We start from the raw sequence: 9,182 nt of genomic DNA, 5'->3' as shown, positions 1-9,182 counted from the left end.
ACTGGTCGTCGCCGTCACCGGCAGAGGCGATCACCGTGTCGTCGCCGTCACCAGCCCAGACCTGATCCTCGCCGGCCCCGCCCTCGATGAAGTCGAAGCCCGCTTCGCCATGGATCATGTCCTTGCCGGCATTGCCGAACAGCATGTCGTCGCCGGCCCCGCCATGCAGCTCGTCATCGCCGGCTCCACCGGTGACACTGTCGTTGCCGTCGCCGGCCGTCACCACGTCGTCGCCGTCCTCGCCGCGCAGGATGTCATTGCCCGCATCACCGGCAACGATATCCCCACCACCACCGGCAAGGATCGTATCGGCACCAGCCGCGCCAATCAGAACATCCCCAGCAACAGTCCCGATCAATGTCTGTGCCGCGACAGGAAGCGGATCCGTGCCGCCGTCACCGTCGTCCCCGCCCGACGAGGAGTCATCGTCGTCGTCATCACCTCCCGAAGACGTGCCGTCATCATCATCGCCGCCTGATGGCGAATCATCGTCATCGTCGTCATCATCGTTGTCGTCGCCACCTCCAGGGCCGCTGTTGTCATCATCATCATCATCATCATGATCACCATCGTCGTCGTCGCCGCCCTGATCGTCATCGTCATCGTCAAGCGGCTCGGTTTCGAAGATGCTTTCGGAGAGGCTCGTTAGTCCGGTGTTGCGCGCCACGATGTCGGCGAACTCCTGCCCGTCGATGAAGTCCTCATAGAAGTCGAAGTTGTCGAAGCGGTTGAGGTAGTAGAAACGGTCGGCCTCCTGCAGGCGGTCAAACTGCTCCTGCAGCACGACCCAGAAGGTCTGACCCACCATGCCGCCATTGATGTGCTTCTCGGCAAGGCCGCCGACCCAGAGGTCGACACGGTCGATGCCCTTGACAAGGCCTGTACCATCGGCCTGGATCGCAACCTGAATGTCAGGGTTGATCGCCTGGAAGCTTGCTATGTCCCCGGCCTGCAGCACGAGGTCCGGATAGGCCTGACGGAATTGGTTGATCACTATGTCCGACAGGCCGTTGCGAGCCTGGAAGTCCTCCCAGGAGGTATAGGCCGAGAGGTTGCCGGCATAACCGAGAGCCTCCCTGACATAGGGATCGGTTGATGCAGCCAGATCCATGCGCACCTGGTTCAGCGTACCGAGCCCGACATCCCAAGCGCGGGCAACGTTGAAGGAGAACAGGTCGGCATTGATGCGGACGAGATCGTTGCGCACCGCATCGACGATGTTGAAGTCCACTTCCTCCGCACTCTGGGTGACGATACCGCCAAGGATCGAATTGACCCCGAGCTGCCCGTATCCGGGTTGCGGCACATAGCCGGGAGGTAACGGACCCTTGAAGACACCGGGATCATTGCTCGGATTGAGGAAGGCGTCGTAGAGCGCCACCTGCCTCGGCTCGCCATCCGGCCCGATCACTGTCATCGTCTGGCCAATCAGTGAATGGCCAACGCGATAGACCGCTGCGGCAAACTCATGGGAGATCGCGGCCGTTGCATTGGGGTTGTATTCCTCGAAGCCATGATCGCCATCGCCCCTGATGCCGCCAATCAACATGTCGGCGAACTCGGTGAACACAACGCGCTGGTATTCCGCTTCATTCACCATCTTGGCGGCCTGGAACAGCTCCTCGGCCGTTCCCTGGAAGCCGGACTGCTCCAGAAGTTCCACGTGGTAGTTGTGATTGCGTGCCCAGATCGTGTGGATCGAGGTCAGCGCAAAATTCTCGTTGCCGCGTCCATCGCCGACGACATAGTGATCGAGTGCGCTGATGAACGGGTTGGCGTCGAGAAGCAGCGCATGGCCACTGCCCATGAAGTCGGAGGTCATCTGAGGCAGCATCGTTTCATTGATATGACCGGTCGCATCGACCAGACCGGCGTAGTAATCACGGAAGCTGATCTGTCCGCCTGGCAACTCGGCATCACGGAAGATCGTGTTGGCCTGCCAGTGATGCGTGATCAGTTCACGCAGCGTCGGCAGTAACCGGAACTCCGTATTGGACGGATCCACCGCACCCTGAAGCAGGTGCGAACCGAAGCCCTGGTTTCCATCGCTTTCGCGGAGGAACTGACCGACCAGTTCATGCGAACCGTATGACTGGTTCTGGTCGACGAAAGGCGAGGTCTTGTTGAGATGCTGCGACACGCCATTCTCGTCGATGTCGTGGACGGTACCGCGCGTCAGATCCGCGGGATTGCCCGAACCGGGTGCACCGCTGCCGGGTGCGCCGATCTGGATCGTTCCGTTGCCACCCTTCGGCAGGAAGTCGAGCCCATGGTCGAAGTACTGACCGAACGCCATGAAGAAGATGTTGGCGTTGGACGCGTTCTTCGCGAGGTTGGCTTCTTGGGCGCCGAGCACGTTGCTGATGTTGCGTGGATTGAGCCCTTCGAAAATCGGGTTGATCTGGTTGTTGCCTGATCCGGCGTCGTATTCGCCATAGTGCGCATTGGTAATCCGGATGAACGGCTCGTCGGCGGCACCCCAGTCGGCATGCTGCTCGTTATTGCCGTGGCCGGACAGGCTGCGCACGCCACCGAAGCCTTCCGTATCGTCGTCATCCTCGAAGGCAGCAAGACCGTTCACGAGGTTCTTGAGGCCGGCGAGGTCAGCTGCGGTATAGGCGAACGGTCCCGAATTCGGGTCGTCGTCTTGAGGTACGAACTGCGGCGGAACGACACCCGTAAAGGTGATCGAATGCGTGCCGTTCGAGAGCGTCCGTGTGCCGTTTGTATTGTCGCTGAGCGTGTAGCCCGTGATCACGGATCCCGGGGCCAGTTCGACGACATCCTGTGGGCGCAGCGTGCCGACGATGGTGTCGTCGCCGCCATTGGAGCGGAAGACGATACGGTGCTGCGAGTCGAGGCCGGTGATGTCGACGGTGTCATCGCCGCTTGTGCCGTCGATGGTGATTGTGCTCGGATCGAGATCCGTGCCTGCGAAATCGCCCGAAACGACAAAGGTGTCGTTGCCGCCGCCGCCGTTGATATCGATCTCATCCATACCGGCCAGCTCTGCCACCACGATCGACGCCCCGGCACCGACGCTGCGGGAGACGACGATTTCGGTCGTCGCCTGGAGCGGGTCTGCCAGAAGACCGGTCCTTGCCAGATAGTCGGCTACATCCTCGACGAAGAACGTCTCGTCATTGTTGTCACCGCGTATGCGCAAACGATCCGTGCCGACTCCGCCGTCGATGATATCGCGTCCATCGCCGACCTCCCAGGCAATCGTGTCGTCGCCGGCGCCAGCATTGATCACGTCATTTCCGAGACCGCCGACGAGGTCATCGTCGCCACCGAGCGCGTTGATCGTGTCATTGCCGCCAAGCGCATCGATGTCGTCGGCGCCTTCGGTTCCGGTGATGGTGTCGGGGCCATCTGTCGGGATGATATCCGGCAAGCCCGCCTGCACTTCGGCGATCGTCACGGTGCCATCGTTGAACTGAAAGTTCTCAATGCTGATGACGGCATCTTCCTCATTCGTGCCAACCACCTCCAGCTGGCCTTCGGCATTGATCTCAAAGACGAAGTCGGCCCGGTTGCCGGCGAAGACAGCGGTATCGTCGCCGTCGCCGCCGTCGAGAATGTCGTTGCCGTCACCGCCTGCGAGCGTATCGTCACCAAGCCCGCCGAAGATTTCGTCGTCGCCGGCGCCGCCTCTCAGGTCGTCATCCCCGGCAAGTCCGAAGATGATGTCATTACCGCCAAGGCCATCGATGGTGTCATCACCGGGCGTTCCGACCAGGACGTCGTCACCTTCCGTGGCAACGAGGTTCGTTGCGGGAACGAGCGGATCTGTCGGCAGCGAAGCGACAGCATAGGGAATGCCGTTGGCGTCGGTATAGCGGACGATGGCGCGAACGCGGACATCTGCGCCGACTTCGAATTCGCCGTCCGTTGCCGGCGTAAACGACGGACCACGGAAGCCGGTATCGACGAAGACGCCGGGATCCGTTTCGATCTGCCACTCGATGATCAGCGGCGGGAAGATCTTGCCACCATCCGGATTGTCCGCATCCGTTACGCCCGCAAGCGAGCCATCGGAGGCCATCTGCACCTTGAGCAGCTGACCGATCTGCGCGAAGCCTTCGATCACCGGATTGCCGACCGGTGCTTCATCATCGACCTCGACGAGCTCCACCGTCTGATCGGCGAACTGCAGGCGCTCGATATTGCTGACCTTGTCGACGCCATCGTTGACCGCAACGCCGCCGACTGCCGTATTGACCAGGTGCCGAACGATCGTCTGGTTGTCGCCGTCGTCGTTGAAATCAATGCCTTCGATCTCGTATTCGCTGCGACTGCCGCGGAAGACCGCCGTGTCGATATCACCGTCACCGTCGGCGGTGAGGACTTCACGCACAATGTGCATCTGATCCGGTCGGACAGTGCGGTCGACCAGAAGCTCGAAAAGCGATCTTCCGATCCAGGACGGCGCGGGGGCTTCGGCTGCGGTGAACACGTGCCGCATGCTGTCGACAGTTGCGATCTGATTGGCAGCTGAATTTTCCGAGCCGGATGTTATCCGGATCCGGACGTTGAGCCACCGGTCGCCGTCGATAATGTCGTCGCCGCCATTGCCTTGCAGCAGATCGTGGCCGCCGCCACCAAGCAGGACGTTGCCGCTCTGGTAAAAGCCCGAGGCATCGAGATCGACGATCTGATTGAGCCCGGCGATGCGGGCAAGCCCTTCGGCATCGAGACCGTCATTGAAGAAGATATTCTCCGTCGTGGCGACCGTGTCCCCGGGCGCAATTTCGCCAAAGGTGCGCTCATCACCAATGAGCGTGTCGTTGTGATCCCATCCCGAGAGAGCCTCGACCTTGTCGAACCGGTTGCGAAGAATGTCTTCCTGCTCGGTGGTGAAGATCGGAATGTTCATGTCGGCGTGCGCATCGCGTGCGACGCCCTTGAAGATTGCCCAGTCGAAACCGAACATGCCTTCATTGCGCATGACGCTTTCGCCCTGCACCATGATGTCGTCACCGGACTCGCCGTCGAAGTCGTTCTCTTCGTTGCCGGCAAACATCACGTCATGGCCCTTGATGACGCTGTTGAAGAACAGCTCCGAATTGTCGCCCGCCGTAGTGTCGAAACCGCCACCGCCTTCGATCCAGTCGTCCCCTTCATTGCCCATCAGCAGATCGACACCTTCGCCGCCGACGATGAAATCGTCGCCTTCGCCGCCGAAGACCTCCGTGTCATCGACACCGACAAAGATCGCGTCCTTGCCGATCCCACCCATCAGAATGTCGAGACCGTTTGAGTTGGCAATAACGTCGTTGCCCTCGTCACCCTTGATGAAGTCGCCGCTATCGCCACTGTCGGTGAGAATGTCGTCGCCCGCGCCGCCGTTGACGAGATCGACGCCGGCACCCGATTCGATCCGGTCATCGCCGGCATCGCCCCAGATCCCGTCATCGCCGAAATCCGTGATGATTGTATCGTTGCCGCTGGTGCCGCCGGCAACGATGTGCTCGCCGCCGGTAAAGCGTAGATAGTTCACGTCCACACCCGGTGTACCGGGGTCGTCACGCGCAACCTTGCCGAGGCCCATGGCTTCAAGCGCTGCGTCGGTTCCCAGCGGATCAACGCCTGCCGCAGTACCGTTGTAGTCGGCCTGGTTGGCAGCGTTGACTTCGAGGACGAAGTCATAGTTGCCGAACGAATCCACGCCCATGTGGCGGTTGACGATGTCGTCTGCGGTGCCCCGGATACCGTCCGGGCCGGGCTGTGCGATATCGGTGTTCGCCATGATCATCTTGGCGAACGAGTTCTGTTCCAGCATGTTCAGGAAGTTCTGCCCCTGTGTGCGGGTCAGATAGTAAAGGCGATCGCCATCCTGCAGGTTCTCAAGTTGGGCTTCGAAGATCGCATTGAACGTCGAGCCGAGGAAGCCGCCAAAAGGCATCTTCTTTTCTGCAAGCCCGCCAATCCAGAGGTCGATCGCATTGAGGCCGCTGTTGGCCGCAGTCCATGTGCCGGTGCTGTTCAGGAAGGCCAACCTGTCCGCGTTGAACGCGTCAGCAGCTGCGCCCGTCAGGCTGTCGTCACCGAACACCAGGGCCCAGGCTGCATCCCGTTTGCCTGCCACGGTCGTTTGCCCGGTGATCGAAGAGTGGGTGCCGTAGGCGGCGATGAAGTTCACGACAGAGATCGGATTCTTCAGATTGGCCGCGAAATCGGTCCAGCTGTCATAGGGCGTCAGGAAGCTCGAGCCGGTTGCCGCATAGAGCTGTGTGCGCGCGTCGTTCAGTGTCGGAATACCGGTATCCCGACCTCTCGCGATGTTGATGGATGCGAGGTCGAGCGGCAGGCCGAGCAAGCTGTTTCGAAGCGCGCCGGTAATGAATTCGTCGATCTCGTTGCCGCGCTCGATGGTCATGCCGCGAACGATGGCGCCGGCGGCCTGATCCGCTGTCACCGTGCCATCATTGTCGAAGGCGACCGGATTGAGGAAGGCCGTGATCAGCCCCATGTTGTCGGTGCTTGTCACAGCACCATTCGCGTCGATGAAGACGCGCGGCATGTTCTCCGTCAGCATCGAATGACCGAAGCGGTAGACGGTGTTGGCGAACTCCGAGAAGATCGACGGATTGATGTCGGTAATGTTGTTGAAGACAAATGGGTCGATCGCCGGCTGAATCTTGCGGGCAAACTCCTCGAAGACCAGATGCTGATATTGCATCTCCGTTGCAAACCGCGCACCCTGGAACAGGCGTTCACCGTCCCAATCGAGCGTATCGGCAACGGCGAGTTGCTGCAGTGCCGTCATGGAGGCAAAGCCGGCTGGCAGACCGGTGATGCCCTCGCCAACCAGCCATTCGTTGATGAAGTCAAGGTCGCCACTGTTCAGAATGGTCAGCTTCTGCGAGTCGATCTGGCGATTGTGTTCCGAGTGGAAGATATGGTGGACAGCGGTCAGACCGATGTTCTCGTTGCCGCGGCCATCGCCCGTAATGAAATGACGATCAAGGAGCTCGTCGTCGTATTGCGCGATGTTCGAGGTAAGCCTGACGTCGTCGATGAGGATCTGCTGGCCCGTGCCACCACCATGGGTCACGACAATTCGAAGCTCCTGGCCGGCAGCACCGGCCGGAACAACACCTGAACTCAGGGTTACCGGCAGCCAGCCGCCCTCTCCAGGGATCGGCAGCACAAGGCTCGACAGGATCGCGCCACCTGCGGCAACGAGCTGAACCGTGCCTCCACCGAATGTCTGGTCGGTCCGGTCGCCGACATTGAGCGTCAGTGAATAGGTCCGACCGCCCTGCAAAAGGACACCCGTGTCATGCGTCAGGACAGCTGCGGAATCGAGGAACACGACATTGCCGCCCCCGTGTCCGGTTTCGGCGATAACAGTGGCCGTCGGGTCATAGACGCCACCGAAGCCTCCTGTGATGTCCCAGCCGGGAGGAGGTGTTTCGGTCCAGTTGCCGAGCGCGGCATCGACATTGACGCCAGGCGTACCATCCGAAAGGACGACCGCATCGAAGCCGTCAAGGACCGGCGGTGGCGTGCCGATACCGTCATCAGCATCCGCAGCCTTGAACTGGCCGGTCTGGCTGTCGAACGGGTTGGCCTGGTGGGCGATGTCATCAAGGAAGGCATGGCCGGTGCGAAGGGCACCGACACTGAACGTATTCACAGGCGTGGCGAGATTGCCCTCAACAACGCTGTCGTCTTCGGTATTCGGAATATTGTCGGCCCCGATGCCGGTTATGATCAGGGGCAAGCCGTTGTCGCCGCGAATGAACTCGCCGTAGGCGTCGGTGCGTAGCAGCGGAAGGTTGATGACGTCACGATCGCTCAGCTCGATTCCGAGCAGCTCACGCGCCTGATCCTTGATGTCCTTCCAGGTCGGAAGTCCGTTTGCCGCACCGTCCAGCAGCTTTCCGGTGGCCACCGGCACATCGACCAGCTCGTCGTTGGGCCTCATGACATATTCACGCAGGAAGACCTGATGGGAGGCGTGTGACGTATAGGTCTGGTTCTGGTCGACGAAGGATGTCGTCGTATTGGTCTGCGACCCGTCCGGCGTGGGTGCTGCGCGCGTCAGGACCATGAAATTTGTACTGCCTCCCGGCACGTAGAGCGGATCGTCGGGTTGCAGCGGAATGAAGACGGTGCCGTTGTTGCCTTTCGAGATGAGATCGAGGCCGTGGTCGAAGAACTGCCCGAAGAACGTCATCCAGGCATTGAAGGGAGCAGACAGGCCTTCATCAGGGGCAATGTTGGGGATAACGAGGGTACCTTGATCATTGACCGTCAGGCCGAGTTCTTCGGCGAACGCAACGAAAGCCGCGCTGGGATTGGCAGCAACAGCTGTCGCATGAGCGTGTGTTTCTTCGGCCACCGTGAGCGCTTCAGCCGCAGTCTGGATCGCGTCCAGCAATAGCGGATCCCCCGGCACATAAGCTGCGACCGCAGCATTGACCGCCGCCTCCGCAGTCGCAACTGCCGTCTGCGCCGTCGCAAGCGCGGCATCTGCCTCTGCCTGCGTGACCCGTGCGGCAAGCAACCGCTCGAGATCCGCTTGCGGATCCTCTGAGCCTGCATATGTCAGCGCCGCAAAAATCGCCGCCGGATTGTTGATGCTCATGTCAACGACGAGATTGGAAATAATCCGAGGATCGGCGTCAGCGACGTTGCCTGTATGTCCGCCGTTGACCGAAGGCAGGCTCGGCGAACCGACAACGCCATAGTCGTTGTTGGTGACAGCCGGCGATCCCGGAGGACCAAATGGCATTGTGTCGCCATCGGCGTCGTTGACGAAGCTGCCGTCCAGCAGCCTCGGCATCGACTGGTCGGCCGCACCCCAGGTCTCCCGGCCAGGCACAACGTTGTTGTAGGTCCCGTCGACCGTCCGAAGACCAGCCGGAACATGAGGATCTGGAATCGCAAGCAAGGCGCCCGGTGTCCCCGCGGGAACGACATTGCCCTCGGAATCGACATAGATTTCGGTCAGAGCCGTTCCGGCAGCATGTGCTTCGGCAATCTTGATCTGACGCAGAATGAAGATCATGTCCTGCAGATTCAGTGTAAATGCGGTCATTTCCCTCTCCCCTTAGAGCGCAAAATTCCCACCCGGCAGACAACGTGTATAGCCGGCCAGAATTTGTGTTATTGTCTGATTTTCTAGTTATATATTTTGGTTGACTATGCCGTCAGAGAACAAGGTCGAG

1 protein-coding gene is annotated in these 9,182 nt (G+C 60.4%); it reads right to left on the bottom strand.

Going from position 1 to position 9,182, the window contains the following annotated elements:
* The coding region (locus FHX16_RS27755; protein WP_259131540.1) for a peroxidase family protein at window positions 1-9,052 on the bottom strand (9,052 nt) is incomplete at its 3' end.
* Window positions 9,053-9,182: the final 130 nt, after the last annotated feature.

Source organism: Rhizobium sp. BK661 (assembly GCF_024808825.1).
GTDB lineage: Bacteria > Pseudomonadota > Alphaproteobacteria > Rhizobiales > Rhizobiaceae > Rhizobium.
Note: the sequence above shows the minus strand (reverse complement) of the source record. Positions and strands in the feature narration are given on the sequence as shown.